Origin of the sequence: Simplicispira suum, assembly GCF_003008595.1 — a bacterium.
Taxonomy (GTDB): Bacteria; Pseudomonadota; Gammaproteobacteria; order Burkholderiales; family Burkholderiaceae_C; genus Simplicispira; species Simplicispira suum.
The window spans coordinates 1,136,618-1,161,588 of sequence record NZ_CP027669.1 but is presented as its reverse complement, the minus strand read 5'-3'; the positions used below and the strand labels follow the sequence as shown (position 1 = coordinate 1,161,588).

General features: G+C 60.7%; 28 protein-coding genes and 1 pseudogene. 24 read left to right on the top strand and 5 right to left on the bottom strand.

The genetic code is table 11. The features are described from left to right. Nucleotides 1-36: 36 nt before the first annotated feature. Together C6571_RS05475 and C6571_RS05470 are read right to left on the bottom strand one after the other, a co-directional pair. Nucleotides 37-500 (bottom strand): annotated as a pseudogene (locus tag C6571_RS05475) (CheR family methyltransferase); the annotation flags it as partial. 12 nt (nt 501-512) lie between these two features. After that, nucleotides 513-3,941: a response regulator gene (locus tag C6571_RS05470; RefSeq protein WP_106445799.1), complete on the bottom strand. Its 3,429-nt coding sequence runs from the start codon at nt 3,939-3,941 to the stop codon at nt 513-515. A gap of 158 nt (nt 3,942-4,099) precedes the next feature. Between C6571_RS05470 and ubiA the strand changes: the two genes are divergently transcribed. Then, nucleotides 4,100-4,969, top strand: a complete 870-nt coding sequence (gene ubiA / locus C6571_RS05465; RefSeq protein WP_106448061.1) for a 4-hydroxybenzoate octaprenyltransferase — start codon at nt 4,100-4,102, stop codon at nt 4,967-4,969. A gap of 81 nt (nt 4,970-5,050) precedes the next feature. Here ubiA and proC read toward each other — a convergent pair whose 3' ends face one another. The 3 genes from proC to C6571_RS05450 all read right to left on the bottom strand — a co-directional run bounded on the left by proC (nt 5,051) and on the right by C6571_RS05450 (nt 8,339). Continuing rightward, nucleotides 5,051-5,896 carry a pyrroline-5-carboxylate reductase gene (gene proC / locus C6571_RS05460; protein WP_106445798.1) on the bottom strand — a complete coding sequence of 282 codons (846 nt, stop codon included), beginning with the start codon at nt 5,894-5,896 and terminating at the stop codon, nt 5,051-5,053. A 61-nt stretch (nt 5,897-5,957) separates the two neighbouring features. Continuing rightward, nucleotides 5,958-7,538: a glycerol kinase GlpK gene (glpK, locus tag C6571_RS05455; protein ID WP_106445797.1), complete on the bottom strand. Its 1,581-nt coding sequence runs from the start codon at nt 7,536-7,538 to the stop codon at nt 5,958-5,960. A 33-nt stretch (nt 7,539-7,571) separates the two neighbouring features. Next, the gene (locus tag C6571_RS05450) at nt 7,572-8,339 is read right to left on the bottom strand and encodes a DeoR/GlpR family DNA-binding transcription regulator (RefSeq protein WP_106445796.1); all 768 of its coding nucleotides are present in this window, start codon (nt 8,337-8,339) and stop codon (nt 7,572-7,574) included. 149 nt (nt 8,340-8,488) lie between these two features. Between C6571_RS05450 and C6571_RS05445 the strand changes: the two genes are divergently transcribed. The 23 genes from C6571_RS05445 (at nt 8,489) to C6571_RS05335 (ending at nt 24,898) form a co-directional block, all read left to right on the top strand. Then, complete coding sequence (locus tag C6571_RS05445) at nt 8,489-9,565, top strand: ABC transporter ATP-binding protein (RefSeq protein ID WP_106445795.1); 1,077 nt, start codon at nt 8,489-8,491, stop codon at nt 9,563-9,565. A 1-nt stretch (nt 9,566) separates the two neighbouring features. Then, nucleotides 9,567-10,643 (top strand): ABC transporter ATP-binding protein, encoded by a 1,077-nt coding sequence (locus tag C6571_RS05440; RefSeq protein WP_106445794.1) that lies wholly within the window; start codon nt 9,567-9,569, stop codon nt 10,641-10,643. 61 nt (nt 10,644-10,704) lie between these two features. After that, entirely contained in the window at nt 10,705-11,601 is an 897-nt protein-coding gene (locus C6571_RS05435; RefSeq protein WP_106445793.1) for a carbohydrate ABC transporter permease, read from the top strand. Beyond that, entirely contained in the window at nt 11,594-12,406 is an 813-nt protein-coding gene (locus C6571_RS05430; protein ID WP_106445792.1) for a carbohydrate ABC transporter permease, read from the top strand. Before C6571_RS05435 ends, C6571_RS05430 begins: the two co-directional genes overlap by 8 nt. A 53-nt stretch (nt 12,407-12,459) precedes the next feature. Further along, nucleotides 12,460-12,768 carry a DUF2160 domain-containing protein gene (locus C6571_RS05425; protein WP_106445791.1) on the top strand — a complete coding sequence of 103 codons (309 nt, stop codon included), beginning with the start codon at nt 12,460-12,462 and terminating at the stop codon, nt 12,766-12,768. A gap of 74 nt (nt 12,769-12,842) precedes the next feature. Further along, nucleotides 12,843-14,576, top strand: coding sequence for an ABC transporter substrate-binding protein (locus C6571_RS05420; RefSeq protein ID WP_106445790.1), 1,734 nt, complete (start codon nt 12,843-12,845; stop codon nt 14,574-14,576). Nucleotides 14,577-14,772: 196 nt separating this feature from the next. Then, nucleotides 14,773-16,365, top strand: coding sequence for a glycerol-3-phosphate dehydrogenase/oxidase (locus C6571_RS05415; protein WP_106445789.1), 1,593 nt, complete (start codon nt 14,773-14,775; stop codon nt 16,363-16,365). 205 nt (nt 16,366-16,570) lie between these two features. Continuing rightward, nucleotides 16,571-16,939 (top strand): 50S ribosomal protein L14, encoded by a 369-nt coding sequence (gene rplN / locus C6571_RS05410; protein ID WP_106445788.1) that lies wholly within the window; start codon nt 16,571-16,573, stop codon nt 16,937-16,939. Nucleotides 16,940-16,949: 10 nt separating this feature from the next. Continuing rightward, nucleotides 16,950-17,270: a 50S ribosomal protein L24 gene (gene rplX / locus C6571_RS05405; RefSeq protein WP_106445787.1), complete on the top strand. Its 321-nt coding sequence runs from the start codon at nt 16,950-16,952 to the stop codon at nt 17,268-17,270. A gap of 10 nt (nt 17,271-17,280) precedes the next feature. Then, nucleotides 17,281-17,820, top strand: coding sequence for a 50S ribosomal protein L5 (rplE, locus tag C6571_RS05400; RefSeq protein ID WP_106445786.1), 540 nt, complete (start codon nt 17,281-17,283; stop codon nt 17,818-17,820). An 8-nt stretch (nt 17,821-17,828) separates the two neighbouring features. Beyond that, the gene (rpsN, locus tag C6571_RS05395) at nt 17,829-18,134 is read left to right on the top strand and encodes a 30S ribosomal protein S14 (RefSeq protein WP_106445785.1); all 306 of its coding nucleotides are present in this window, start codon (nt 17,829-17,831) and stop codon (nt 18,132-18,134) included. A 20-nt stretch (nt 18,135-18,154) separates the two neighbouring features. Next, a complete protein-coding gene (rpsH, locus tag C6571_RS05390; protein ID WP_106445784.1) occupies nt 18,155-18,550 on the top strand; it encodes a 30S ribosomal protein S8 in 396 nt (131 codons plus the stop codon). A 24-nt stretch (nt 18,551-18,574) separates the two neighbouring features. After that, nucleotides 18,575-19,108 (top strand): 50S ribosomal protein L6, encoded by a 534-nt coding sequence (rplF, locus tag C6571_RS05385; protein WP_106445783.1) that lies wholly within the window; start codon nt 18,575-18,577, stop codon nt 19,106-19,108. Between the two features lie 11 nt (nt 19,109-19,119). Continuing rightward, nucleotides 19,120-19,485: a 50S ribosomal protein L18 gene (gene rplR, locus C6571_RS05380; protein ID WP_106445782.1), complete on the top strand. Its 366-nt coding sequence runs from the start codon at nt 19,120-19,122 to the stop codon at nt 19,483-19,485. Nucleotides 19,486-19,503: 18 nt separating this feature from the next. Continuing rightward, complete coding sequence (gene rpsE, locus C6571_RS05375) at nt 19,504-20,022, top strand: 30S ribosomal protein S5 (protein ID WP_106445781.1); 519 nt, start codon at nt 19,504-19,506, stop codon at nt 20,020-20,022. Nucleotides 20,023-20,036: 14 nt separating this feature from the next. Next, nucleotides 20,037-20,219: a 50S ribosomal protein L30 gene (gene rpmD, locus C6571_RS05370; protein ID WP_106445780.1), complete on the top strand. Its 183-nt coding sequence runs from the start codon at nt 20,037-20,039 to the stop codon at nt 20,217-20,219. A 10-nt stretch (nt 20,220-20,229) separates the two neighbouring features. Continuing rightward, nucleotides 20,230-20,661: a 50S ribosomal protein L15 gene (gene rplO / locus C6571_RS05365; RefSeq protein ID WP_106445779.1), complete on the top strand. Its 432-nt coding sequence runs from the start codon at nt 20,230-20,232 to the stop codon at nt 20,659-20,661. 22 nt (nt 20,662-20,683) lie between these two features. Then, nucleotides 20,684-22,003: a preprotein translocase subunit SecY gene (gene secY / locus C6571_RS05360; RefSeq protein ID WP_106445778.1), complete on the top strand. Its 1,320-nt coding sequence runs from the start codon at nt 20,684-20,686 to the stop codon at nt 22,001-22,003. Between the two features lie 145 nt (nt 22,004-22,148). After that, nucleotides 22,149-22,262, top strand: a complete 114-nt coding sequence (rpmJ, locus tag C6571_RS05355; RefSeq protein WP_005793651.1) for a 50S ribosomal protein L36 — start codon at nt 22,149-22,151, stop codon at nt 22,260-22,262. A 24-nt stretch (nt 22,263-22,286) separates the two neighbouring features. Next, the gene (gene rpsM / locus C6571_RS05350; RefSeq protein WP_106445777.1) at nt 22,287-22,652 is read left to right on the top strand and encodes a 30S ribosomal protein S13; all 366 of its coding nucleotides are present in this window, start codon (nt 22,287-22,289) and stop codon (nt 22,650-22,652) included. A gap of 18 nt (nt 22,653-22,670) precedes the next feature. After that, entirely contained in the window at nt 22,671-23,075 is a 405-nt protein-coding gene (rpsK, locus tag C6571_RS05345; protein WP_091457136.1) for a 30S ribosomal protein S11, read from the top strand. A 93-nt stretch (nt 23,076-23,168) separates the two neighbouring features. Beyond that, nucleotides 23,169-23,792 carry a 30S ribosomal protein S4 gene (gene rpsD, locus C6571_RS05340; RefSeq protein ID WP_106445776.1) on the top strand — a complete coding sequence of 208 codons (624 nt, stop codon included), beginning with the start codon at nt 23,169-23,171 and terminating at the stop codon, nt 23,790-23,792. Nucleotides 23,793-23,905: 113 nt separating this feature from the next. After that, complete coding sequence (locus tag C6571_RS05335; RefSeq protein WP_106445775.1) at nt 23,906-24,898, top strand: DNA-directed RNA polymerase subunit alpha; 993 nt, start codon at nt 23,906-23,908, stop codon at nt 24,896-24,898. Nucleotides 24,899-24,971 lie beyond the last annotated feature (73 nt).

The following is a 24,971-nucleotide window of genomic DNA, read 5'->3' as shown; positions in this document are numbered from 1 at the left end:
CTTCTTGCGATCGATGCGCTGCGGCAGAGCGAAGTCCTCGAACACGCCAGCACCAGCGGCCTGCAGTGCCTTGAGGTTGATGTCGGTAGCGTAGATCAAGGTGCGCTCAAGCCGCCCGGCTTCTTGCAGCAGAACGGCTTGTGAATACACCTCTTCGCCCGTGCTGCAGCCCGCCACCCATATTTTAAGCGAGGGGTAGGTGCGCAAATGTGCCAGCACGCGCTCGCGCCGCGCGCGAAAGTACCCAGGGTCGCGGAACGTGTCTCTCACCTTCTGGGTCAGGTAGTCAAGCAGGCCGGAGCACACTTCGGTTTCGCGCTGCACACGGTCCTGCGGCGGCGAAAGGCCTTGCACTGGAATCGCGTCAGCACCGCGCTCAGGCGGCGGCGCCGCGATGCCGGGGGACACAAGCGGAAGTCGCAGTGGTAGCGCAGGTGGATGGCGTCGATCAGCCGCCGCTGCGCAATGTCCTCCGTCTTGGCCAGTTCGCGGGCGGGCATGGAGCAATCCACTTACTTCGGCATCCATACACGTACCAGCGACATCAGCTTGTCTACGTCCAGCGGTTTGGCGATGTAGTCGCTGGCGCCGGCGGCCAGGCATTTTTTCTGGTCGTCCTGCATGGCCTTGGCCGTGAGCGCAATGATGGGAATGCGCCGGCCGTCGGGGCGCTTGCGGATTTCGCGCATGGCCGTGTAGCCGTCCATCTCGGGCATCATGATGTCCATCAGGATCAGGTCGGCGCCGTCTTTGCCGACGTGGCCGTCCAGCCATTCCAGCGCTTCTCGGCCGTTGCGTGCAATCTCCACCCGGATGCCGGAGGGTTCGAGCACGCTGGCGAGCGCAAAAACATTGCGCACGTCGTCTTCCACCACCAGCACGGTGCGGCCCTCAAACGCGTCCTCGTGCTGGCGCGCCACCTGCAGCATGTGCTGGCGTTCCTCGGTCATTTCTGATTCCACCTGGTGCAGGAACAGGGTGGCCTCGTCCAGCAGGCGCTCGGGCGAGTGCGCGTCCTTGATGATGATGGAGCGCGAGAAGCGCCGCAATTGCTGCTCTTCGCCCACCGTCAGTGCGCGCCCGGTGTAGACGATGACGGGTGGGAGCGACGCCGCCTCCTGCGTGGCCATTTTCGCCAGCAGTTCGTAGCCGCTCAGGTCCGGCAGGTTGACGTCCATCACCAGGCAGTCGAAGGTGTTGTCCGCCAGTTGCTCCAGGGCTTGCGCAGCGGTCTCCACTCCCACAATTTCCACCCCGTCGCTTTGCAGCAGTGAGCGCACGCTCTCGCGCTGGCGCGCGTCGTCCTCGACCACCAGCACGCGCCGCAGGCCGGGCGTGAATTTGTCTTCCAGGCGCTCCAGCACCCGCACCAGTTCTTCGCGCTGGACCGGCTTGAGGGCGTAGCCCACGGCGCCGCGCTCCAGCGCCTCCTTGGCGTAGTCGACCACCGAGACGATGTGCACAGGAATGTGGCGGGTGGCCGGATTGCGTTTGAGTTGGTCGAGCACGCCCAAGCCTGAAAAGTCGGGCAGGTTCACGTCCAGCACGATGGCGGCGGGCTGGTGGGCCGCCGCCATTGCCAGGCCCTCGGCGGCGGTGGCGGCCAAGGCACAGTCGAAGCCCATCTCCGACGCCAGATCTTGCAGGATCTGGGCAAAGCGCGGGTCGTCTTCCACCACCAGCAGGCTGCGCGCGCCCTTGTTCCATGGTTTTGCCAGGGTGGGAACGGCAGGCGGTGGCAGCAGCCGTGGCGGCGCGGCAGGCGCTGGCGCAGGGGCGGGTGGCATGGCATGCGCCAGGTGCACCGGCAATTCCAGAGTGAAGGTGCTGCCCTCGCCAGGGGTGCTTTGCAGCAAGATGCTACCGCCCAAGTGCTGCGCCAGGCTGCGCGAGATCGACAGGCCCAGCCCGGTGCCGCCGTACTTTCGGTGCGTGCTGCCGTCGGCCTGGCGAAAAGCCTCGAACACCAGCGCCTGCTGGTGCGGCTCGATGCCAATTCCGGTGTCGCGCACAGCAAACGCCACGCGGCCGCTGGCGGCCAGGCCGACGTGCACCTGAACCCCGCCGCCTGCGGTGAACTTGATGGCGTTGGAGAGCAGGTTTTTCAGTATCTGGCCCAGGCGCCGGGGGTCGGTCTCCAGGCTGGCTGGTACGTCGGCATCGATGCTGCTGGTGAGCGTCAGGCCCTTTTGCCCGGCCATCGGGCGCAAGGGGTCGAGCAAGGCGTTCAGTGTTTTCGCCGTGGGGACGGTTTCGATGTCCACGTCGGTCTGGCCCGATTCGATCTTGGAGAGATCGAGAATGTCGTTGATCAAGACGAGCAAATCGTTGCCGGCGGCATAAATCGTCTGCGCGTACTTCACCTGCTCGGGGCTCAGGTTGCCGCTTTTGTTGTCGCCCAGCAGTTTCGCCAGGATGAGTGAGGAATTGAGCGGGGTGCGCAGTTCGTGGCTCATGTTGGCCAGGAATTCGCTCTTGTACTGGCTGGCAAGCTCCAGTTCGCTGGCCTTGGTGGTCAGCACCTCCTGGGCAATGAGCAGCTTTTCGCGCTGCTCTTGCATCTGGTTGGTTTTCTCTTGCAGTTGCGCGTTGGTCTGCGCCAGCGCGGTCTGGTGCAGCTCCATCTGGGCTTGCGAGGTCTGGAGCGTGCGGCTTTGCTGCTCCAATTCTTCGTTGGAGGCGCGAAGCTCCTCCTGCTGTGTCTGCATTTGCTCCGACTGGCGCTGCTTCTCGCGCAGCAGGCGTTCAAGTTCGCTGCGGTCGAGCGCCGCCCGAATGGCCAGCCCCAGCATTTCCGAAGCCCGCTTGAGCAGCTCCTTGTCCGCCAGCCGCACTGGGCGGAAAAACCCAAGTTCCAGCACCGCCGAAACACGTCCGCCGTAGACCGTGGGCATCAGCAGAAGTTCGCGCGGCGCGGCAGATCCGGTGGCGGATGTGACGCGCATGTAGCCCTCGGGCACTTCGCGCACATGTTGCAGTGCGCGCGAGCGCAGCGCCTCGCCCAGCAGGCCTTCGCCCAGCACCAGGGTTCCGATGGCGTGCTGCGAGTCGAGGGCATAGGCGCCGAAGAGTTCCAGCCGCTGCGCGCCGCGCACCACGTAGGCGGCGCCCACCTGCGCGCCCATGTAATTGGCAAGGTGGCGCATGGTCACCTCGCCCAGGCTTTCTAGCGCGTGATCGTCCTGCAGCTGCGCGCCCAGGCCCAGGACACCACGGTCCACCCAGGAGTGGCGCGCCTTGTTGGCCTGCTCACGCGCCGACATCGCCGCTGCCATGCCGATGAGCATGAGGAGCAGTGCCGAGCCGCCCACGGTGACCCAGGTGGACAAACTGGCCGAGGTGCGCCACTCGCTCCAGCGCTGGTCGGCGCGCAGCTGCAAGTCGGAGGCGAACACGTCGCCAGCCTGCGTCAGCATTTCCATGGTGGCCTGGCCATGGCCTTCCCGCAACAGCGCCTCGGTGTCCTCTGCCTTGCCGCTGCGATAGAGGCTGATGGTCTGCTCCAGCTCTTCCCATTTGGCGTCCACCAGCGACGCCAGTTCCTTGTGGCGTTGCACCAGTGCTTCGTGCTGATTGAGCGTGCGCTGCAACGCAGCGAGTTGTTCGGGCATTTTTGCCACGGCCAGCTCGTATCCGGCCAGGTAACGCCGCTCGCCCGTCAGCAGGAAGCCGCGTTGCCCGCTTTCCGCCTCGAATGTGGTGCGCATCACTTGTTGCAGCAGCACGATGGAATGCCGCGCTGCGCTCAAGCGTTCCAGCAAGCTGTCGCGTTCCGCCGCGCCCCAGTACGTGACGATGCCGATCAGCACCGTGGCCAGCGCCGCCAGCAGAAAGCCGAACATGACGCGTGGCGAGACCTTGGGGTTGGCATCGCCAGGGCGCAGATCGTCTGGCGGCGTGGGCGCCAGGGGCTCGGGGGAAACATCGGTAGGCGGCAGCATTGTTGGTGGAGGTTCCTGGTTTTTTGGCGCTGCCGGTCTTGCAGAGGGCCATTGTCGTCAAAAGCCCACCCGCGTTCATGCCAGAGCCCGGCTGCTACATTCCTCAGCGCCGCAGGCGTTGCCCGCCTACGGCGTTGCTGTTGATTTTTCTGCTCGCCATGTCCGCCGTACGCACACGCCTAGCTCTGTACCTTGATCTCATCCGCTGGAATCGGCCCGCCGGCTGGCTGCTGCTGCTGTGGCCCACGCTCTCCGCCTTGTGGATCGCGGCAGGCGGTTTTCCGGGTGGGCGGCTGCTCTCGGTGTTTGTCCTGGGCACCATTTTGATGCGCAGCGCGGGTTGCTGCGTCAACGATGTGGCCGATCGCGAGTTTGACCGCCACGTCAAACGCACTGCGCAGCGGCCGGTGACCACGGGGGCCATCTCGGTGCGCGAAGCGCTTGCCCTTGCTGCGGTGCTGGCCGCTGCCGCCTTTGGCCTGGTACTGCTGACCAACGCGCTGACCATTGCCTGGTCGGTGGCGGCGTTGGCGATCACCCTCATTTATCCATTTGCCAAGCGCTATGTGGCAATGCCCCAGGCGGTGCTGGGCGTGGCTTTCAGTTTTGGTATTCCCATGGCGTTTGCTGCCGTGACGAACGAGGTGCCGGTGCTGGCCGCCTGGCTTTTGCTCGGCAACTGGTGCTGGGTGCTGGCGTACGACACCGAGTACGCCATGGTGGACCGCGATGACGATCTGAAGCTTGGAATGAAGACATCCGCGATCACGCTGGGCCGATTCGACGTGGCCGCCGTGCTGGGGTTTTACCTAGCCTTGGTGCTTGTCTGGGGGCTGGCGCTGGGCGGCCAGGGCTATGGTGTGCCGCTGGGCGCGGCGCTGGCACTGGTGCTGGTCCAGGTGGCTTGGCACGCCCAGATGATCCGTGGACGCACGCGGGACGGGTGTTTTCGCGCCTTTCGGCTCAACCATTGGATCGGGCTGACCCTGTTTGCCGGCATTGTCATCGATCTCCTGCTGCGCAAATAGCTATTAAAAATATAGCTGCTTGCGCTTATGCAATAAGCGCTAGAGGCCAAAAATACCTGAAACTGGCAGCCTGGATGGGGCTCAGGTGCCAAATTCGTCGCCCAGCTCGCGCGCTCGTTGCTGCGCTGCTTCGATGGCATGGACCAGGGCATCACCGACGCCGGCATGCTCCATCGATTCGATGGCGGCGTGTGTGGTTCCGCCCTTGGAGGTGACGCGCTGGCGCAGCACGTCGGGCGCATCGTCCGATTGGCGTGCCAGCTCGGCTGCACCGGCGAAGGTGCCCACCGCCAGGCGGTGCGCCTGCGTTTCGCTCAAGCCCATCGAGGTGCCGGCGCGGGTCATGGCTTCCAGGAAGTAAAAGACATAGGCGGGTCCGGAGCCCGACAGCGCAGTCACCGCGTCAAGCAAGGGCTCTTCATGGATCCACAGCGTCTCGCCGGTGGGTGCCATGAGCTGCTCGACACGCTTGCGCTCCAGGGCATCGACGGCTTTGCGTGCAAACAGCGCGCTCATGCCTCGGCCAATCAATGCAGGAGTGTTGGGCATGGCGCGTACCACGCGCTCGGTGCCCAGCCACTGCGCAATGCTGCTGCTGCGGATGCCCGCAGCCACGCTCAGGTGCAAGGCGCCATTCGTCAGCGGCCTTGCCTGCAAGGCCGCTTCGCGAAACACCTGGGGCTTCACCGCCCAGACGACCAGATCGGCGGCGCGCAGCTCTGGGCCGGGCAGGGCCTGCGCGGTGATGCCGAACTGCGCCAACAAGCCGCTGCGGGCTGCTTCCGAGGGCTCCACAACCTCGATCTGCGCGGGTGCCATGCCTTGCGCCAGCAGGCCACCAATCAGCGCGCTGGCCATGTTGCCGCCACCGATGAAGGCAACGGTGGACGCAGGTGTGGGGGGTGCTGGGGCGGCTGTATCGGACATGGTGGAATCGCAGGGGTTGGCGCAATCAGCGGGAGCAAGATTGTCGCCCACCCAGACAGATTCAGGGAGCCAGCGTTGCCTGGCGCACGGCGTGTTCCCAGCGCTGCATCAGCTCGCTGGCGCGCGCCGGTGCCAGCGTGGGCTCGAAGCGGCGTTCCGCGCGCCACAGCCGTGACAGTTCGTCGGTGCTGGCGTAGACGCCACTGGAGAGCCCGGCCAGGTAGGCGGCCCCCAGCGCCGTGGTTTCCACCACCGCCGGGCGCACCACGGGAATGCCGAGCAGATCCGATTGGAACTGCATCAGCAAATCGTTCACGCAGGCGCCGCCGTCCACGCGCAGCTCGGTCACCGGCACGCTGCCGGCCGCCACCGCGTCGCGTGCCATCGCCTGCAGCAGCGCGGCGCTTTGGTAGGCGATGCTCTCTAGCGCGGCGCGCGCAATGTGGGCCAGCGTGCTGCCGCGCGTGAGTCCCGTGATGGTGCCGCGCGCGTCCGGTTGCCAGTAGGGCGCGCCCAGGCCGGTGAAGGCGGGAACCATCATCACGCCGCCGGCGTCGGGAACACTCTCGGCCAGGGATTGCACCTCGTTGCTGGCCGAGATGGCGCGCAGGCCGTCGCGCAACCATTGCACGACAGCGCCGCCGACGAAGACGCTGCCTTCCATGGCGAACTGTGGCGCTGCAGTGGTCTGCGCGGCGCCGGACCGCCCCAAGCCGGCCACGGCCCCCTCGGGGGGCTGCGCAGTACGCGAAACGACAAGCGGGGAGGCAATTTGCGCTGCGCTGGTGGTCAGCAGGCCGTTTTCCGAGCGCCGGAACGCGCTGCCGGTATGCATCAGCAGGAAGCAGCCGGTGCCGTAGGTGTTCTTGGCCATGCCGGGCGCAAAGCAGGCTTGGCCGAACAGGGCGCTTTGCTGGTCGCCCGCCACGCCGCCAATGGCCACCCGGTGGCCCAGCAAACTGGCTGCGGCGTCGCCGAAGTGGCTGCTGGACGGCTGAACCTTGGGCAGGAGCGATGCGGGAATGCGCAGCAGCGCGAGCAGTTCTTCGTCCCAGGCGTTGGTGTGCACATTGAACAGCATGGTGCGCGACGCGTTGGTGACGTCGGTGACGTGGACCGTGCCTTCGGTGAGCTGCCAGATCAGCCAGCTGTCGACTGTGCCAAAGGTCAGTTCGCCGCGCTCGGCCTGGGCGCGCGCGCCGGGCACGTTGTCAAGCAGCCATTGCAGTTTGGTGCCCGAAAAATAGGCGTCGATCAACAGGCCCGTCTTGTCTGCGATGGTGTCGGCATGTCCTCCCTCGCGCAGCGCGGCGCATGCGGGTTCGGCGCGGCGGTCCTGCCAGACGATGGCATTGTGTACCGGTGCGCCCGTTTTGCGGTTCCACAGCACGGTGGTCTCGCGCTGGTTCGTGATGCCCAGGGCGCGCACCTGCGACGCATCGATGCCAGCTTTGTTCAGCGCTTCGCGGACGGTGTCCAGCTGGGTGTGCCAGATTTCCTTGGCATCGTGCTCCACCCAGCCGGGACGCGGATAAATCTGCGTCAGCTCACGCTGCGCTTGCGCCACGATGTGGCCTTGCGCATCAAAGACGATGCTGCGCGAGCTGGAGGTGCCTTGGTCGAGGGCAAGCAGGTAGGTCATGGCAGGGGGAAAACGGTTTCGGGAAAAAAAGCATCAGACAGACGCAATGTCGCAGACAACGCCCGCGTCATGCAGCAGTGCAGGAAATGGCTCGGGGGGCGGCGCATCGGTGAACAGGCGATCAATTTGCGCAAGCGTGGCGAGCTGCACCATCGCCGGGCGGTTGAACTTGCTGTGATCGGCCGCTAACCAGACCTGTCGCGACTGCGCGATCACGGTTTGCGCTACCTTTACTTCGCGGTAGTCGAAGTCGCGTAGCGAGCCATCGGCCTCAATGCCCGAAATGCCGATGACGGCGATGTCGACCTTGAACTGGCGCATGAAATCCACGGCTGTCTCGCCGACGATGCCGCGGTCGCGTGGGCGCACCACGCCGCCGGCCACGATGACTTCGCAATCCGGATTGCTGCTCAGAGTCGTCGCGATATTGAGGTTGTTGGTGATGATGCGCAGTCCTTTGTGCCGCAGCAAAGCGCGTGCTACGGCCTCGGTGGTGGTCCCGATATTCAGAATCAGCGAGCAATGGTCGGGAATCTGGTTTGCCACGTGGCGTGCAATGCGGGTTTTCTCTGCTGCGTTCAGTGTCTCGCGCTGCGTGTGCGCAATGTTTTCGACTGTCGATCCGGGCACACGCACCCCACCATGAAACCGCGCGAGCAGGCCCTCGTCGGCCAGGCGCTGCACGTCGCGGCGCACGGTTTGCAGGGTGACCCCCAAGGTATCAGCGAGCTGTTCCACGGTGGTGGATTGGCGCGCGTGCACTTCCTTGAGCAAGAGGAGTTGTCGTGGGTTGGTGTTCACACGAACACTTTAAATCGAACAAAAAGGAATCGTTTAGGGGTAAACACTGGTTCAATACGAACAAAAACGAACAAAAATGAACGTATGCGAAAAATGTTGATAGCACCTTGGAAGCGGACTTGCGCCGTCTCGCGTGCGCTGGAGCAGTCATGGAGCTGACTTTGCAGGCGGTTGGTAAAAAGGTGGGGGCCCAGACTTGGCTCTACCCTATGGATCTGACGCTGCACAGCGGCGCAGTGACGGTGTTGCTGGGCGCCACGCAGGCCGGCAAAACCAGCCTCATGCGCATCATGGCTGGCCTCGATGAGCCGACCTCCGGGCGTGTAGTGGTTGACGGGGTGGATGTGACGGGCGTGCCGGTGCGCGAGCGCAATGTCGCCATGGTGTACCAGCAGTTCATCAACTACCCCTCGCTGAGCGTCGCGAAGAACATTGCATCGCCCTTGAAGCTGCGTGGCGACAAAGACATCGACAAGCGTGTGCGCGAACTGGCGGAGCGCTTGCACATCGAGATGTTTCTTGATCGTCTGCCGGCCGAGCTCTCCGGGGGGCAGCAACAGCGCGTGGCGCTGGCGCGTGCCCTGGCCAAGGGCGCGCCCTTGATGCTGCTCGATGAGCCGCTCGTGAACCTGGACTACAAGCTGCGCGAAGAGCTGCGCGACGAACTGACGCAGCTCTTTGCCTCAGGCGACTCGACCGTGGTGTACGCCACCACCGAGCCCACCGAAGCGCTGCTGCTGGGCGGCTACACCGCAGTGCTCCATGAAGGGCGGCTGCTGCAATACGGCCCGACGTCCGAGGTTTTTCATTCGCCGGCCAACTTGGCCGTAGCGCGTGCTTTTAGCGATCCGCCGATGAATCAGATTGCGGCGCAGCGCAGCGCGTCTGGCTTGGTGCTGGAAGGAACCGAACTGGTGCTGGATGGGCGGCAGGCTCTGGGTTCCGGTCAGCGCTTTGTGGTGGGTATTCGCGCCAGCTCGCTGCGTTTGCAGCCGCAGCCGGGCGACATCGTCGTGCACGGGACGGTGGAGCTGGCCGAGATATCGGGCTCCGACACCTATGTGCATGCAGCGTCCCCCATGGGGAACCTGGTGGCCCAGGTCACGGGTGTGCACTACTTTGCCTTGGGCGCGCCGGTGAACTTGCATGTGCAGCCGGGGCAGGTGTACGTCTTTGGCGAAAACGAAGCCTTGCTGATGGCGCCGCGCCGCGCTGGAGGAATCTGAGATGGCACGCATCACCTTGGATCTGGCCCACGCGTACAAGGCCAACCCGCAAAACGACAGCGACTACGCGCTCTTGCCATTGAAGATGGAGTTTGCCGATGGCGGGGCCTATGCGCTGCTGGGCCCATCTGGCTGCGGCAAAACCACCATGCTCAATATCGTCTCAGGCCTGCTGGTACCGTCGCGCGGCAGCGTGCAGTTTGACGGCCGCGACGTGACCCGCGCCAGCCCGCAGGAGCGCAACATCGCGCAGGTGTTTCAGTTCCCCGTTATCTACGACACCATGACCGTCGCGGAAAACCTGGCTTTCCCCCTGCGCAATCGCAAGATGCCGGAATCGCAGATTCGCCAGCGCGTAGGCACCATCGCCGAAATGCTGGAGTTGAGCGACCAGCTCGATCAGCGCGCCGCCGGTCTGGCGGCCGACGCCAAGCAGAAGATCTCGCTCGGACGCGGCCTGGTTCGTCCCGACGTGGCGGCAGTGTTGTTCGACGAACCGCTGACTGTGATCGACCCACACCTGAAATGGAAGCTGCGCCGCAAGCTCAAGCAGATTCACCACGAACTCAAGCTCACGCTGATTTACGTGACGCATGATCAGGTGGAGGCGCTTACCTTTGCCGACGAAGTGGTGGTGATGACGCGAGGCCGCGCAGTGCAGGTGGGTGCGGCGGACGCATTGTTCGAGCGGCCCCAGCACGTTTTCGTCGGGCATTTCATTGGTTCGCCGGGAATGAACTTCCTCGCGGCCCAGCACCAGGACGGGCGTCTGCAGCTCGCCGGTCATGCGCTGGTCGCATCGCAGCGGCTGAATTTGCCCGACGGCCCGCTTCAGCTCGGCGTGCGCCCGGAATATCTCGCACCGACTGCTCCGCAGACACCCGGAGCGCTGCCGTGCACCGTGGTGCGAGTGCAGGACATCGGTACCTATTTTCTGCTGACCGCCGAAGTCGATGGGCAGGTCTTGCGGGCCCGTCTGGGTCCCGAAGCCGCCGTGCCTTCGGTGGGTGAAACCGTCTGGTTGCGGGTTCTAGGTGAGCACACCTGCTTTTATCAAAACGAGGAGTTGCTGGCATGAGCGCTGCGCCAAGCCACCCCCATCAGACTCGCACTGCTGTACGCAGCACGGAGGTTTTCCAGTGAGCACAACCACCAAGCCGGTGAATCAGAAAGCCTGGTTTTTGATCTTGCCGGTGCTTATTTGTGTGGCCTTTTCTGCCGTCATACCGCTGATGACGGTAGTGAACTATTCGGTGCAAGACATCATTTCGCCCGAGCGCCGCGTCTTCGTGGGAACCGAATGGTTTGCCATCGTGATGCGCGACACCGAGCTTCACGAGGCACTGCTTCGGCAACTGACTTTCTCGCTCGCGGTCTTGCTGGTGGAAATTCCACTGGGCATCGCCCTGGCGCTGTCCATGCCCGCCAAAGGATGGAAGTCCTCTGCGGTGCTGGTCACTGTCTCGCTCTCGTTGCTGATTCCCTGGAACGTTGTGGGCACCATCTGGCAGATCTACGGCCGCACCGACATTGGCTTGCTGGGAGCGGGGCTTGACGCCCTGGGATTCGACTACAGCTACACCGGCAACGATACGCAGGCCTGGTTCACGGTGCTGGCCATGGATGTCTGGCACTGGACGCCCCTGGTGGCGCTGCTGTGCTTCGCCGGGCTGCGCTCGATTCCCGACGCCTACTACCAGGCAGCGCGCATTGACGGCGCCAGCAAGTTTGCAGTGTTCCGCTACATCCAGCTGCCCAAGATGCGCGGCGTGCTGATGATTGCTGTGCTGCTGCGTTTCATGGACAGCTTCATGATCTACACCGAGCCCTTCGTGCTCACAGGGGGCGGGCCCGGCAATGCCACCACCTTCCTCTCGCAGTACCTGACGCAGAAGGCCGTGGGCCAGTTCGACTTGGGACCCGCTGCAGCCTTCTCGCTGATCTATTTTTTCATCATCCTGCTGCTGTGCTTCATCCTCTACAACTGGATGCAGCGCGTGGGAACGGCGAGCGACGAAGGAGCCGGCCATGAATGACAAGCGCTTTCACAAACGCAGCATCTTTCTGGCGCTGTATCTGGTGTTTGCCGTGCTTCCCATCTACTGGATGGTGAACATGAGCTTCAAGACGAACGATGAGATTCTTTCGAGCTTTTCGTTCTTCCCGCAGCACTTTACCTGGGCGAACTACCGCACCATTTTTACGGATCCTTCCTGGTATTCAGGCTACATCAACAGCCTGATCTACGTTGGCATCAACATGGTGATCTCTCTCACCGTGGCCCTGCCCGCTGCCTATGCGTTCTCGCGCTACCAGTTCCTCGGTGACAAGCATGTATTTTTCTGGCTGTTGACCAACCGCATGACGCCGCCAGCAGTTTTTCTGCTGCCGTTTTTTCAGCTCTACACCACTGTGGGCTTGATGGATACGCACATCGCGGTAGCGTTGGCGCACCTGTTGTTCAACGTACCGCTGGCGGTGTGGATTCTCGAAGGTTTCATGAGCGGGATTCCGCGCGAGATCGACGAGACGGCCTATATCGATGGTTACAGCTTTCCGCGCTTCTTTCTGACCATCTTTTTGCCGCTCATCAAGGCAGGGGTCGGTGTGGCTGCTTTCTTCTGTTTCATGTTCAGCTGGGTGGAGTTGCTGCTGGCGCGCACGCTGACCAGCGTCAACGCCAAGCCCATTGTGGCAACGATGACGCGCACTGTCTCGGCTTCCGGCATGGATTGGGCCACGCTGGCCGCAGCGGGCGTGTTGACCATCGTTCCAGGGGCCATCGTCATCTGGTTCGTACGGCATTACATCGCCAAAGGCTTTGCGATGGGCCGGGTCTGAATGATTCGCGGATGGACCTCTGGATTCTGTCCCCAACCGATTAGGAGAGTCTGATGTTCGAGTGGATGGCCTGGACCACGCCCGTGGCTGTGTTTTTTGTCTGCATTGCCTTGATGCTCGCAGGCATGACCGTGTGGGAGATCAAGTCGCCGACGGTACTGCGAAAAGGCTTTCTGCCCATCGCCACCACACGCGGGGATCGCCTTTTCATCGGGTTGTTGGCTGCAGCCTATTTCAATCTGATCTGGGTGGGTCTTGGCGAAAAAATGATGCAGTGGTTTTCGCTGCAGGCTGAGCCCTCGGTCTGGTTCAGCTTGATGCTGTCCATGGGATTGCTCGCTCTGATCCTGCGCAAGGGCTGATGTTCGTGGATTTCGGTCGGATCCCCCATGACCGAAATCCTTTCCAAAGGGGGGGAAGAATGAGGAGACATGCAATGAAGGTGCAATTCAAGGCGGTGGCGTTTGCCGCCGCAGCGCTGGCCCTGGGCCATGCGGCCTGGGCTGGGGAGGCGGAAGCCAAGAAGTGGATCGACAGCGAATTTCAACCCTCTACGCTGAGCAAGGAACAGCAGACCGCCGAGATGAAATGGTTCATTGAGGCCGCCAAGAAGCTGGAGGCCAAGGGTGTCAAGGAAATTTCGGTGGTATCGGAAACCATCACTACGCACGAGTACGAATCCAAAACGTTGGCCAAGGCCTTCGAAGAGATCACGGGCATCAAGGTCAAGCATGATCTGATCCAGGAAGGAGACGTGGTTGAAAAACTGCAAACCTCGATGCAGTCGGGCAAGTCGATCTATGACGGCTGGATCAGCGATTCGGATTTGATCGGCACCCACTACCGCTACGGCAAGATCATGAGTCTCACTGACTACATGGTCGGAAAGGGCAAGGACTATACGAACCCTGGTCTGGACTTAAAGGATTTCATCGGCACGAGCTTCACTACGGCGCCCGACGGCAAGATGTACCAGTTGCCCGACCAGCAGTTTGCCAATCTGTACTGGTTCCGTGCCGATCTCTTTGCGCGCAAAGACCTGCAGGACAAATTCAAGGCCAAATATGGCTACGAGCTGGGCGTGCCGCAAAACTGGAGCGCCTACGAAGACATTGCAGAGTTCTTTACCGACGACGTCAAGCAGATTGACGGCAAGCCCATCTATGGTCACATGGACTACGGCAAGAAGGATCCTTCGCTCGGCTGGCGTTTCACCGACGCCTGGCTGTCGATGGCGGGGACGGCCGACATTGGCAACCCCAACGGACTGCCGATCGACGAGTGGGGCATCCGTGTGGCCGACGACAAGTGCACGCCGGTGGGGGCCTCGGTGTCCCGAGGCGGCGCCACGAACTCTCCAGCAGCGGTCTACGCGCTGACCAAGTATGTCGACTGGATGAAGAAGTACGCGCCCAAGGAAGCCACCGGCATGACCTTTGGCGAAGCCGGACCGGTGCCGGCTCAAGGACAGATCGCGCAGCAGATCTTCTGGTACACGGCGTTCACCGCCGACATGATCAAGCCCGGTCTTCCGGTAGTCAACGCGGACGGAACGCCTAAGTGGCGCATGGCCCCAGGTCCCAATGGACCGTACTGGAAGCAGGGTATGCAAAACGGCTACCAGGACGTCGGATCATGGACTTTCTTTAGGGATCACGATGCCAACAAGGTCGCTGCGGCTTGGCTGTATGCGCAGTTTGTGACGTCCAAATCTGTATCGTTGAAGAAAACCATCATGGGATTGACGCCAATTCGCGAAAGCGATATCCGCTCGCAGGCCATGACCGACATGGCCCCCAAGCTGGGCGGCCTGGTTGAGTTTTACCGCAGTCCGGCGCGAGTGGCATGGTCGCCTACCGGAACGAACGTGCCGGACTATCCGAAGCTTGCGCAGTTGTGGTGGAAGAACGTGGCCCAGGCGGTAACCGGTGAGAAGACGCCTCAGGCCGCCATGGACAATTTGGCTGAGGAAATGGACCAGGTGATGGCGCGTCTTCAGCGTGCAGGCATGGAGCATTGCCCACCCAAGCTCAATCCCAAGAGCGATCCGGCGAAATGGCTGAGCGACAAGCATGCGCCTTGGAAGAAGCTGGCTAACGAAAAGCCCAAGGGACAAACCATTGCTTACGACAAGCTGCTTCAGGCATGGAAGGATGGCAAGGTTCGGTAAAACGCCGTCCCAAGAGGTGCTTTCCCTGGGGAACTGCACCTCGCGACGCCTCTGCCATGGCGCGCATCGGTTGTCCGCTGCGCGCCATGTGCGATGCCTGAACCACGAGCGTTGCACTTTACGCCAGCGCATGGCTCGAAGTCGTCGGACAATAATCCAAGGGCAAACCCTTAAATTGCATGAGCGCGTGCACTCCATGACCCTGTCCACTACACCGTCACCCACCCTTCGAGCCGATCTGCTGGAGCGTCTGGCCAGCAGTCCATCCTATGACCTCGTGATTGTTGGCGGTGGGGCCACAGGGCTCGGCGTGGCGCTGGACGCCGCTGCGCGTGGTTTTCGCGTAGCACTGGTGGAAGCCTTTGATTTTGCAAAAGGCACTTCCTCGCGGGCCACCAAACTGGTTCACGGGGGGGTGCGCTATCTGGCGCAGGGCAATATTGCTTTGGTGAGAGAAGCGTTGCACGAGCGGACGACGCTGCTGCACAACGCGCCGCACCTGGCGCAGCCCCTGCCGTTCGTGATGCCGTCCTACCATTGCTGGGAGACGCCGTTCTATGGCATTGGCCTGAAGATGTATGACGCGCTGGCCGGCAAGGCCGGCCTGGGCGCCACCGAGTTTCTTGGGCGAGGGCGGACGCTTGAGTGCTTGCCCTCCGTGCGCCAGGAAGGGCTCAAGGGAAGTGTCAAATACTGGGACGGTCAGTTTGACGATGCACGCCTGGCCTTGGCGCTTGCCCGCACGGCGGCGCGCGCAGGCGCCATCGTTCTTAACTATATGGAGGCCACAAGCCTCATTCATGAAAATGGAAGAGTCGCAGGCGTCGTGTGTCGCGATACCGAGTCCGGCCAGTCCATGACCTTGCGTTCGCGTTGCGTGGTGAATGCCACGGGGGTCTGGGTCGACGCCTTGCGCGAGCAGGATGCGCAGGCTACGGGCCGGGCCGTATCGGCGTTGGTCGCTCCCAGCCAAGGAGTCCATCTGGTTGTCGATCGCGAGTTTCTCGCATCCGACCACGCCTTGATGGTTCCCAAGACGGCCGATGGACGCGTGCTGTTTGCCGTACCTTGGCTGGGCAAAGTTATCTTGGGAACGACGGATACCCCGCGTCATGACCTGGCGCGCGAGCCCACGCCTTTCCCAGACGAGGTGGCGTTCATTCTGAGCGAGTCGGCACGCTATTTGCGGCGCGCGCCGCTTCCCGCAGACGTGCGCAGTGTCTGGGTGGGTCTGCGCCCATTGGTTAAACCACAGGACGAAAATGGAGACAACACCAAAAGTCTGAGCCGCGAGCACACCGTGTTGGCGAGCCGCAGCGGTTTAGTCACAGTTACCGGCGGAAAATGGACGACTTACCGCGCGATGGCCGAAGACGTGTTGCAAAAATGCGTCGAATCCGGCCTCCTCGCCCGACGGCAAGGCGGTGCAACGAACGATCTGCCGCTGGTGGGTGCTCCGGCAGGACGGGTGGTTCATCGCATGTGCGATGCTCCAGGCTGGCACAGCTACGGAAGTGATGCGGCGTTCGTGCGACAACTCCCCGGCGTCGCAGCAGAGTTGGATATGGGCCTGACGGAGGCCATGGTACGCTTCGCCGTACGAAACGAGTACGCGCGCACCGTGGAAGACGTCTTGGCGCGCCGCTGGCGAGCGCTGTTCCTGGACGCACGCCGGGCGCAAGGCATGGCTGCACGCGTCGCCGAAATAGTGGCACAGGAAACCGGGCGCGATCCACAGCAGGTGGCCTTCGAACAGCTTGCACAGCAGTACGCCACACTGCCAGCATAAAAATATGTGGTGCCGTGCTTGACGGATGCGCCGATCTTTGTAAAAATAGCAGGCTTCGCTAAGAAATTCGCGAAATCTCTGCCCAGCGGAAGCGCTGCAAATGGTTTGCAGTGTGGACAGCGGGCCCAAGACTGATTGGCTGATTGGTTGCCTCTGGGATGTACTCGGGGCGCTGTTCTGCTGATGCAAGTTGGGACTATAGAAAATGATCCAGACAGAAACTCGGTTAGACGTTGCCGACAATACCGGCGCGAAGTCCGTCCTGTGCATCAAGGTGCTTGGGGGGTCTAAGCGCCGTTACGCCAGCGTGGGCGACATCATCAAGGTGAGCGTCAAGGAGGCGGCGCCTCGAGGGCGCGTCAAAAAGGGCGAAATCTACAGCGCCGTTGTAGTGCGTACTGCCAAGGGTATTCGCCGTGGCGACGGCTCGCTTGTGAAATTCGATGGCAATGCTGCGGTGTTGCTCAATGCAAAGCTGGAGCCCATTGGCACCCGCATCTTCGGCCCTGTGACGCGCGAATTGCGCACCGAGCGCTTCATGAAGATCGTGTCTCTGGCTCCTGAAGTTCTCTAAGGACGGTGCGATGAACAAGATTCGCAAGGGCGACGAAATCGTCGTACTCACTGGTCGCGACAAAGGCAAGCGCGGCACGGTTACGCTGCGCAAGGATGATTCTCATCTTGTCGTGGATGGCATCAACCTCGTCAAGAAGCATGTCAAGCCCAATCCCATGAAGGGGACCACGGGTGGCATCGTTGAGAAGGCCATGCCGATTCATCAATCCAACGTCGCCATTTTTAATGCCGCGACGGGCAAGGGTGATCGCGTTGGCATCAAGGCGCAGGCAGACGGGTCACGCGTTCGCGTGTTCAAGTCGAGCGGTGCTGAAATCAAGACGGCCTGAGGAACAAGAAATGGCACGACTCCAAGAACATTATCGCGACAAAGTGGCGCCAGAGCTGATGAAGCAGTTTGGCTACACGTCGCCCATGCAGGTTCCGCGTCTGAGCAAGATTACGCTCAACATGGGCGTGAGCGAAGCGGTTGCAGACAAGAAGGTCATGGACAACGCCGTGGCGGACCTGACCAAGATTGCCGGGCAGAGGCCTGTGGTGACCAAGGCCAAAAAGGCCATTGCCGGTTTCAAAATCCGCGAAGGCCAGGCCATCGGTTGCATGGTGACGCTTCGTGGTGTGCACATGTATGAATTCCTCGATCGTTTCGTTACTGTGGCTCTGCCGCGGATGCGTGACTTCCGCGGCATTTCTGGTCGCGCATTCGATGGGCGTGGCAATTACAACGTCGGCGTCAAAGAGCAGATCATTTTTCCTGAGATCGAGTACGACAAGGTAGATGCCTTGCGTGGTCTGAATATCAGCATCACCACCACGGCGCAGACGGATGAGGAGTGCAAGGCGCTTCTCGCCGGGTTCCGTTTCCCCTTCAAGAACTGAGGCAGCGTATGGCAAAAGTAGCTTTGATCCAGCGCGAACTCAAGCGCGAAAAACTGGTGGCCAAATACGCCGCCAAACACGCCGAGCTGAAGGCGGCGGCTTCGAATGTGAAGTTGAGTGACGAAGAGCGTGAAGCGGCTCGACTGGGCCTGCAGAAGCTCCCGCGCAATGCCAATCCGACGCGCCAGCGCAACCGCTGTGAAATCACTGGTCGTCCACGCGGCACGTTCCGTCAATTCGGTCTGGCACGCGCCAAGATCCGTGAACTGGCTTTTGCTGGTGACATTCCCGGTGTCACCAAGGCCAGCTGGTAAGCCGGCAGGAGAGATACAACATGAGCATGAGTGATCCCATTGCTGACCTGCTGACCCGCATCCGAAATGCGCAGATGGTAGCCAAGGCCAGCGTCTCCGTACCGTCTTCCAAAGTGAAGGTGGCTATTGCCCAGGTCCTGAAAGATGAGGGCTATATCGACGGTTTTGAAGTCAAGACCGAAGATGGAAAGTCGCATATCGAAATCGCCCTGAAGTACTACGCAGGTCGCCCTGTGATTGAGCGCATTGAGCGTGTCAGTCGCCCGGGCCTGCGAGTGTACAAAGGCCGCGACGCCATTCCCCAGGTCATGAATGGCCTCGGCGTTGCCATCGTTACCACGCCCAAGGGCGTGATGACGGATCGCAAAGCGCGCGCTACCGGTGTCGGTGGCGAAGTGCTTTGCTATGTGGCTTAAGCCGTGACATTGAGGAGAAACTGAATGTCCCGAGTAGGAAAAATGCCGGTCAACGTCCCCGCTGGAGTGGACGTGTCGATCACAAACGGTCAGATCAACGTCAAAGGGTCCGGCGGATCGCTGTCGCTGGCACAAAATGCGTTGGTCAATGTCGCGAGCAAAGACGGCAAGCTCAGTTTTGCGCCTGCAAACGAGAGTCGCGAAGCCAATGCAATGAGCGGCACGTTGCGCCAGCTGGTCAACAATATGGTTGTGGGCGTGAGTGCTGGCTTTGAGAAAAAGCTGAGCTTGGTGGGCGTGGGCTACAAGGCGCAAGCCACGGGCTCCAAGCTGAATCTGTCTGTCGGCTATTCGCATCCGGTCAATAAGGAGATGCCTGACGGCATCACCGTGGCTACCCCGACTCCCACAGAAGTGGTGATCAAGGGTGCCGACCGCCAACGCGTTGGTCAGATCGCTGCCGAGATCCGTGCTATTCGTCCACCTGAACCGTACAAAGGCAAGGGTATTCGCTACGTAGGCGAGCGAATCGTGATCAAAGAGACCAAGAAGAAATAAGGAGCTGCAACATGTTGAGCAAAAAAGAGCAGCGCCTTCGTCGGGCACGTCAGACACGAATTCGCATCGCCCAGCAAGGTGTGGCGCGTCTCACGGTGAACCGTACCAACCTGCATATCTATGCGGCTGTCATCTCAGAAGATGGTGGCAAGGTGATTGCCAGCGCGTCGACGGTCGAGGCCGAAATGCGCAGTGCATTGGGTGGTTCGGGCAAAGGCGGCAACGCTGCTGCAGCCCAGATCATTGGAAAGCGCATTGCTGAGCGTGCCAAGGCAGCCGGCGTCGAAAAGGTGGCATTTGATCGCGCAGGCTTTGCGTACCACGGCCGCGTCAAAGCGCTGGCCGAGGCAGCTCGCGAAGCGGGCCTGCAGTTCTAAGCGGAACGGATAAAGAAAATGGCTAAATTTCAACCCCGAGTGCAAGACGAAGGCCGCGATGACGGCATGCGCGAGAAGATGATCGCCGTGAACCGCGTCACCAAGGTGGTGAAGGGCGGACGAATTCTCGGCTTCGCCGCGCTGACCGTAGTGGGTGACGGCGATGGTCGCGTAGGCATGGGCAAGGGCAAATCCAAGGAAGTGCCTGCTGCTGTGCAAAAAGCGATGGAAGAGGCGCGCCGCAACATGGTGAAGGTCTCTCTCAAGAACGGCACCATTCATCATCAAGTCACGGGCCACCACGGCGCTGCGTTCGTCATGATGGCTCCGGCTCCAAAAGGAACCGGCATTATTGCAGGTGGCCCCATGCGCGCTGTCTTCGAAGTGATGGGCATGACCGATATCGTGGCCAAGAGCCACGGCTCTTCCAACCCTTACAACATGGTTCGCGCAACTTTTGATGCGTTGACCAATTCCACCACGCCTTCGGAAATTGCTTCCAAGCGCGGCAAGTCGGTTGAAGACCTCTTCGCCTGACAGGGAGTTCACAAATGTCTACACAACAAACCGTGAAGATCCAGCTGGTTCGCAGCCCGATCGGCACCCAGCAATCCCACCGCGACACCGTGCGCGGCCTGGGTTTGCGCAAGCTCAACAGTGTCAGCGAACTTCAGGATAGCCCTGAGGTTCGCGGCATGATCAACAAGATCAGTTACCTGGTCAAAGTCCTCTGAGAGGTTGGTGATGGAACTCAATAGCATCAAGCCGGCAGCCGGATCCAAGCACGCCAAGCGTCGCGTTGGCCGTGGCATCGGCTCTGGGCTCGGCAAGACCGCCGGCCGTGGCCACAAAGGCCAAAAATCGCGTTCCGGTGGCTACCACAAGGTCGGCTTTGAGGGCGGCCAGATGCCCTTGCAGCGTCGTTTGCCCAAGCGCGGATTCAAGTCGATGACGCTGAAGTACAACGCTGAAATCACGCTGTCGGCGCTGACATTACTGGGGTCGCCCGAAGTCGACATGCTGGCACTCAAGCAGGCGGGTCTGGTCGGTCAGATGACCAAGGTTGTCAAAGTGGTCAAGACCGGCGAGCTTTCAATTGCCGTCAAGCTGACCGGTATTGGTGCAACGGCGGGTGCGCGCGTGGCGATCGAAGCCGCTGGCGGCAGCCTGGCCTGATTCAAGGTGACAAAGGACTTTCGTGGCAACTAACGCAGCATCCATAGCGAAAACCGGCAAGTACGGCGACCTTCGCCGCAGGCTGGTGTTTCTGCTGCTCGCGTTGGTCGTTTACCGCGTGGGGGCGCATATCCCTGTGCCAGGCATTGACCCAGCGCAGCTCAAGCAGCTGTTCAACGGTCAGCAGGGCGGCATCCTGAACCTGTTCAACATGTTCTCGGGTGGCGCGCTGTCCCGCTTCACGGTGTTTGCGCTAGGGATCATGCCGTACATCTCGGCGTCGATCATCATGCAGCTGATGTCTTATGCTGTGCCAACCTTCGAGCAGATGAAGAAAGAAGGCGCAGCCGGACAGCGGAAAATCACCCAATACACGCGCTATGGAACACTTGGGCTTGCCTTGTTTCAGTCACTCGGAATTGCTGTGGCGCTGGAGAGCTCTGCCGGTCTGGTTATTTCTCCTGGCTTTGGCTTTCGTATGACCGCTGTTGTCAGTCTGACCGCTGGCACCATGTTTCTGATGTGGTTAGGTGAGCAAATTACGGAGCGCGGGTTGGGCAATGGTATTTCCATCCTGATTTTCGCTGGTATTGCGGCGGGTCTTCCAAGCGCGATTGGTGGTCTGTTGGAGTTGGTGCGTACGGGTTCCATGAGTATCCTTGCGGCTTTGTTTATTGTGTTGCTCGTCTGCTTGGTCACGTACTTTGTGGTATTTGTTGAACGTGGACAGCGTAAAATACTGGTGAATTACGCTAGGCGGCAAGTGGGCAATAAGGTGTATGGAGGCCAAGCTTCCCATCTGCCGCTCAAGCTCAATATGTCCGGTGTCATCCCACCTATCTTCGCATCTTCCATTATTTTGCTGCCAGCAACGGTGGTTAACTGGTTCAGTGCCGGCGACTCTATGCGTTGGCTGAAAGACATCTCCGGTGCATTGACACCGGGGCAGCCTATTTATGTGCTGTTGTATGCCACCGCCATCGTATTTTTCTGCTTCTTTTATACCGCGTTGGTATTCAATAGCCGGGAAACAGCAGATAACCTCAAGAAGAGCGGCGCTTTCATTCCAGGCATTCGTCCGGGGGACCAAACAGCGCGCTACATTGACAAGATCCTGGTCCGCCTGACCCTGGCTGGAGCGATCTATATCACGCTGGTGTGTTTGCTGCCGGAATTCATGATCATCAAGTACAACGTTCCGTTTTATTTTGGTGGAACTTCCTTGCTGATCATCGTGGTAGTTACCATGGACTTCATGGCGCAGGTTCAGAACTATCTCATGTCGCAGCAGTACGACTCTTTGCTTAAGAAGGCGAACTTCAAGGGCAATGCGGGAGGCTGATTGGAAATGTGTCGGCGAGCTGTGGTCGATATGGGTTAATAACAAGAAGTCTTCGGATTTCGAAAGCAACGCGGTGCGCCAGGGCGCACCCCAACAAGGTGTGAATGGCATCGCCGCGCACCACGACTGGTTTTAGGAGAATGAAATGAGAGTTTCGGCTTCGGTCAAGAAAATCTGCCGCAACTGCAAGATCATCCGCCGCAAGGGTGTGGTGCGCGTGATCTGCACGGACCTGCGTCACAAGCAGCGTCAGGGTTGAACAGGAAAGTATTAGAGGACGCACATGGCACGTATCGCTGGCATCAATATTCCGCCGCATCAACATGCAGAGATTGGCTTGACAGCCATCTTTGGTATTGGTCGCACTCGCGCACGCAAGATCTGTGAAGCTTGCGACATCGCCTATTCCAAGAAGATCAAAGATCTGACGGACGGCGATCTCGAGAAGATTCGCGATCACATCGCTCAGTTCACCATCGAAGGTGACCTGCGCCGCGAAACCACGATGAACATCAAGCGCTTGATGGACATCGGTTGCTACCGCGGTTTTCGCCACCGTCGCGGCTTGCCAATGCGCGGTCAGCGCACGCGCACCAACGCACGGACCCGCAAGGGACCGCGCAAGGGCGCCGCAGCCCTGAAGAAATAAAGAGATTGAAAGATCAATATGGCCAAGTCTCCTGCCAATAACGCCTCGCAGCGCGTCCGCAAAAAGGTTCGCAAGAACGTTTCTGACGGTATTGCTCATGTGCACGCCTCGTTCAACAACACCATCATCACGATCACCGATCGACAAGGCAATGCCTTGTCGTGGGCGTCATCGGGTGGTCAGGGTTTCAAAGGTTCGCGCAAGTCGACTCCATTCGCAGCGCAGGTCGCTTCAGAAATGGCCGGCCGCGCAGCGATTGAGCAGGGCATCAAGAATCTGGATGTCGAGATCAAGGGCCCTGGTCCTGGACGCGAGTCCTCGGTGCGGGCTCTCGGTGCACTCGGTATCCGCATCACCTCGATTTCTGATGTGACCCCGGTTCCTCACAACGGGTGCCGCCCACAAAAGCGCCGCCGTATTTAATTTACCTCCAAGCCCACCGCCGCCTGCGCCCGTATCCACGCCGCAGGCGGCTCCCGCAATGGTTTGCGGCAGAGACACCAGAAGGACATTCAAGTGGCACGTTACCTCGGCCCCAAGGCCAAACTCTCCCGCCGTGAAGGCACCGACCTGTTCCTCAAGAGCGCACGTCGCTCGATTGCGGACAAGTCGAAGTTCGATTCCAAGCCAGGCCAGCATGGCCGGACCTCGGGTCAACGTACTTCCGACTATGGCCTGCAACTGCGCGAAAAGCAGAAGGTCAAGCGCATGTACGGCATCCTGGAAAAGCAGTTCCGTCGCTATTTTGAAGCCGCAGAGCGTAAAAAAGGCAATACTGGCGCCAACTTGCTGTCGCTGCTCGAGTGCCGTCTTGACAACGTTGTGTACCGCATGGGCTTTGGCTCGACGCGCGCGGAGGCACGCCAGATGGTGTCGCACAAGGCGATCACGGTGAATGGCCAATCGGTGAACATCCCCTCGTACCTCGTGAAGGTGGGAGATGTAGTTGCCGTGCGCGAAAAATCCAAAAAGCAGAACCGTATCGTTGAAGCGTTGCAGCTTGCGGCACAAGTCGGTATGCCCGCCTGGGTCGACGTCAACGGTGACAAGGCCGAAGGCGTGTTCAAAAAGGTGCCGGATCGCGATGAGTTTGGCGCCGACATCAACGAATCGCTGATCGTCGAGTTGTACTCGCGCTAAGCGCAGCAAATCTGTTCTTGAATTTATCGTTCCTGCCCCGCGAGGCATCGTCGGGCAGGTGCTTCACCAGCCTTACCGGTGTAACGAGCTGGGGGTATTGAGAGGAAGTCTGCATGCAAACAAATTTGCTGAAGCCCAAGACCATCAACGTCGAGCAACTCGGCCACAACCGAGCCAAGGTCACGCTCGAGCCGTTCGAGCGGGGCTACGGTCATACGCTGGGCAACGCTATCCGGCGCGTCCTGCTTTCGTCCATGGTCGGCTATGCCGTCACCGAAGTCACCATTGCAGGCGTTCTGCACGAGTATTCCTCGGTCGATGGTGTCCAGGAAGACGTAGTCAACATCCTGCTGAATCTCAAAGGTGTTGTGTTCAAGTTGCATAACCGCGACGAGGTGACGTTGAGCTTGCGCAAGGACACCGAAGGCGTCGTGACTGCCCGCGACATCCAGACGCCGCACGACGTTGAAATTGTCAACCCGGATCACGTCATTGCGCACCTGTCGCAGGGCGGCAAGCTGGATATGCAGGTCAAAGTCGAAAAGGGCCGTGGCTACGTTCCGGGCAACCAGCGCCGCTACGGCGACGAGGCCACGAAGTCGATTGGCCGTATCGTGCTTGACGCGTCGTTCTCGCCCATCAAGCGCGTCAGCTACACGGTTGAAAGCGCACGCGTCGAGCAGCGTACCGATCTGGACAAACTGGTCGTTGAAATCGAAACCAACGGTGCTGTCACGGCCGAAGACGCCGTGCGAGCCTCGGCGCGCATTCTGGTGGAGCAGCTCGCGGTGTTTGCACAGCTTGACGGCGGTGAAATCGGGGAAATCACCTCGCAGTCCGGCGCCCGCAGCAATGCCAGCTTTGATCCCATCCTGCTGCGCCCGGTGGATGAGCTTGAACTCACGGTGCGTTCGGCCAACTGCCTCAAGGCGGAAAACATCTACTACATCGGTGACCTGATTCAGCGTACCGAAAACGAGCTGCTCAAGACCCCCAACCTGGGTCGCAAATCGCTCAACGAAATCAAGGAAGTGCTTGCTTCGCGCGGGCTGACCTTGGGTATGAAGCTGGAAAACTGGCCGCCAGCCGGCCTGGACAAGCGCTAAACATATAATCTCGCGCCCCTCTCGAAAGGGGACGTGCCCGGGCAGTACCTGATACGGTTGCCCGTTTTAACTA

Excerpts from the sequence above, each read along its gene's own strand:
- C6571_RS05470 (WP_106445799.1), bottom strand. The coding sequence starts at position 3,941 with ATGCTGCCGCCTACCGATGTTTCCCCCGAGCCCCTGGCGCCCACGCCG.
- ubiA (WP_106448061.1), top strand. The coding sequence starts at position 4,100 with ATGTCCGCCGTACGCACACGCCTAGCTCTGTACCTTGATCTCATCCGC.
- proC (WP_106445798.1), bottom strand. The coding sequence starts at position 5,896 with ATGTCCGATACAGCCGCCCCAGCACCCCCCACACCTGCGTCCACCGTT.
- glpK (WP_106445797.1), bottom strand. The coding sequence starts at position 7,538 with ATGACCTACCTGCTTGCCCTCGACCAAGGCACCTCCAGCTCGCGCAGC.
- C6571_RS05445 (WP_106445795.1), top strand. The coding sequence starts at position 8,489 with ATGGAGCTGACTTTGCAGGCGGTTGGTAAAAAGGTGGGGGCCCAGACT.
- C6571_RS05440 (WP_106445794.1), top strand. The coding sequence starts at position 9,567 with ATGGCACGCATCACCTTGGATCTGGCCCACGCGTACAAGGCCAACCCG.
- C6571_RS05430 (WP_106445792.1), top strand. The coding sequence starts at position 11,594 with ATGAATGACAAGCGCTTTCACAAACGCAGCATCTTTCTGGCGCTGTAT.
- C6571_RS05425 (WP_106445791.1), top strand. The coding sequence starts at position 12,460 with ATGTTCGAGTGGATGGCCTGGACCACGCCCGTGGCTGTGTTTTTTGTC.
- C6571_RS05420 (WP_106445790.1), top strand. The coding sequence starts at position 12,843 with ATGAAGGTGCAATTCAAGGCGGTGGCGTTTGCCGCCGCAGCGCTGGCC.
- C6571_RS05415 (WP_106445789.1), top strand. The coding sequence starts at position 14,773 with ATGACCCTGTCCACTACACCGTCACCCACCCTTCGAGCCGATCTGCTG.
- rplN (WP_106445788.1), top strand. The coding sequence starts at position 16,571 with ATGATCCAGACAGAAACTCGGTTAGACGTTGCCGACAATACCGGCGCG.
- rplX (WP_106445787.1), top strand. The coding sequence starts at position 16,950 with ATGAACAAGATTCGCAAGGGCGACGAAATCGTCGTACTCACTGGTCGC.
- rplE (WP_106445786.1), top strand. The coding sequence starts at position 17,281 with ATGGCACGACTCCAAGAACATTATCGCGACAAAGTGGCGCCAGAGCTG.
- rpsN (WP_106445785.1), top strand. The coding sequence starts at position 17,829 with ATGGCAAAAGTAGCTTTGATCCAGCGCGAACTCAAGCGCGAAAAACTG.
- rpsH (WP_106445784.1), top strand. The coding sequence starts at position 18,155 with ATGAGCATGAGTGATCCCATTGCTGACCTGCTGACCCGCATCCGAAAT.
- rplF (WP_106445783.1), top strand. The coding sequence starts at position 18,575 with ATGTCCCGAGTAGGAAAAATGCCGGTCAACGTCCCCGCTGGAGTGGAC.
- rplR (WP_106445782.1), top strand. The coding sequence starts at position 19,120 with ATGTTGAGCAAAAAAGAGCAGCGCCTTCGTCGGGCACGTCAGACACGA.
- rpsE (WP_106445781.1), top strand. The coding sequence starts at position 19,504 with ATGGCTAAATTTCAACCCCGAGTGCAAGACGAAGGCCGCGATGACGGC.
- rpmD (WP_106445780.1), top strand. The coding sequence starts at position 20,037 with ATGTCTACACAACAAACCGTGAAGATCCAGCTGGTTCGCAGCCCGATC.
- rplO (WP_106445779.1), top strand. The coding sequence starts at position 20,230 with ATGGAACTCAATAGCATCAAGCCGGCAGCCGGATCCAAGCACGCCAAG.
- rpmJ (WP_005793651.1), top strand. The coding sequence starts at position 22,149 with ATGAGAGTTTCGGCTTCGGTCAAGAAAATCTGCCGCAACTGCAAGATC.
- rpsM (WP_106445777.1), top strand. The coding sequence starts at position 22,287 with ATGGCACGTATCGCTGGCATCAATATTCCGCCGCATCAACATGCAGAG.
- rpsK (WP_091457136.1), top strand. The coding sequence starts at position 22,671 with ATGGCCAAGTCTCCTGCCAATAACGCCTCGCAGCGCGTCCGCAAAAAG.
- C6571_RS05335 (WP_106445775.1), top strand. The coding sequence starts at position 23,906 with ATGCAAACAAATTTGCTGAAGCCCAAGACCATCAACGTCGAGCAACTC.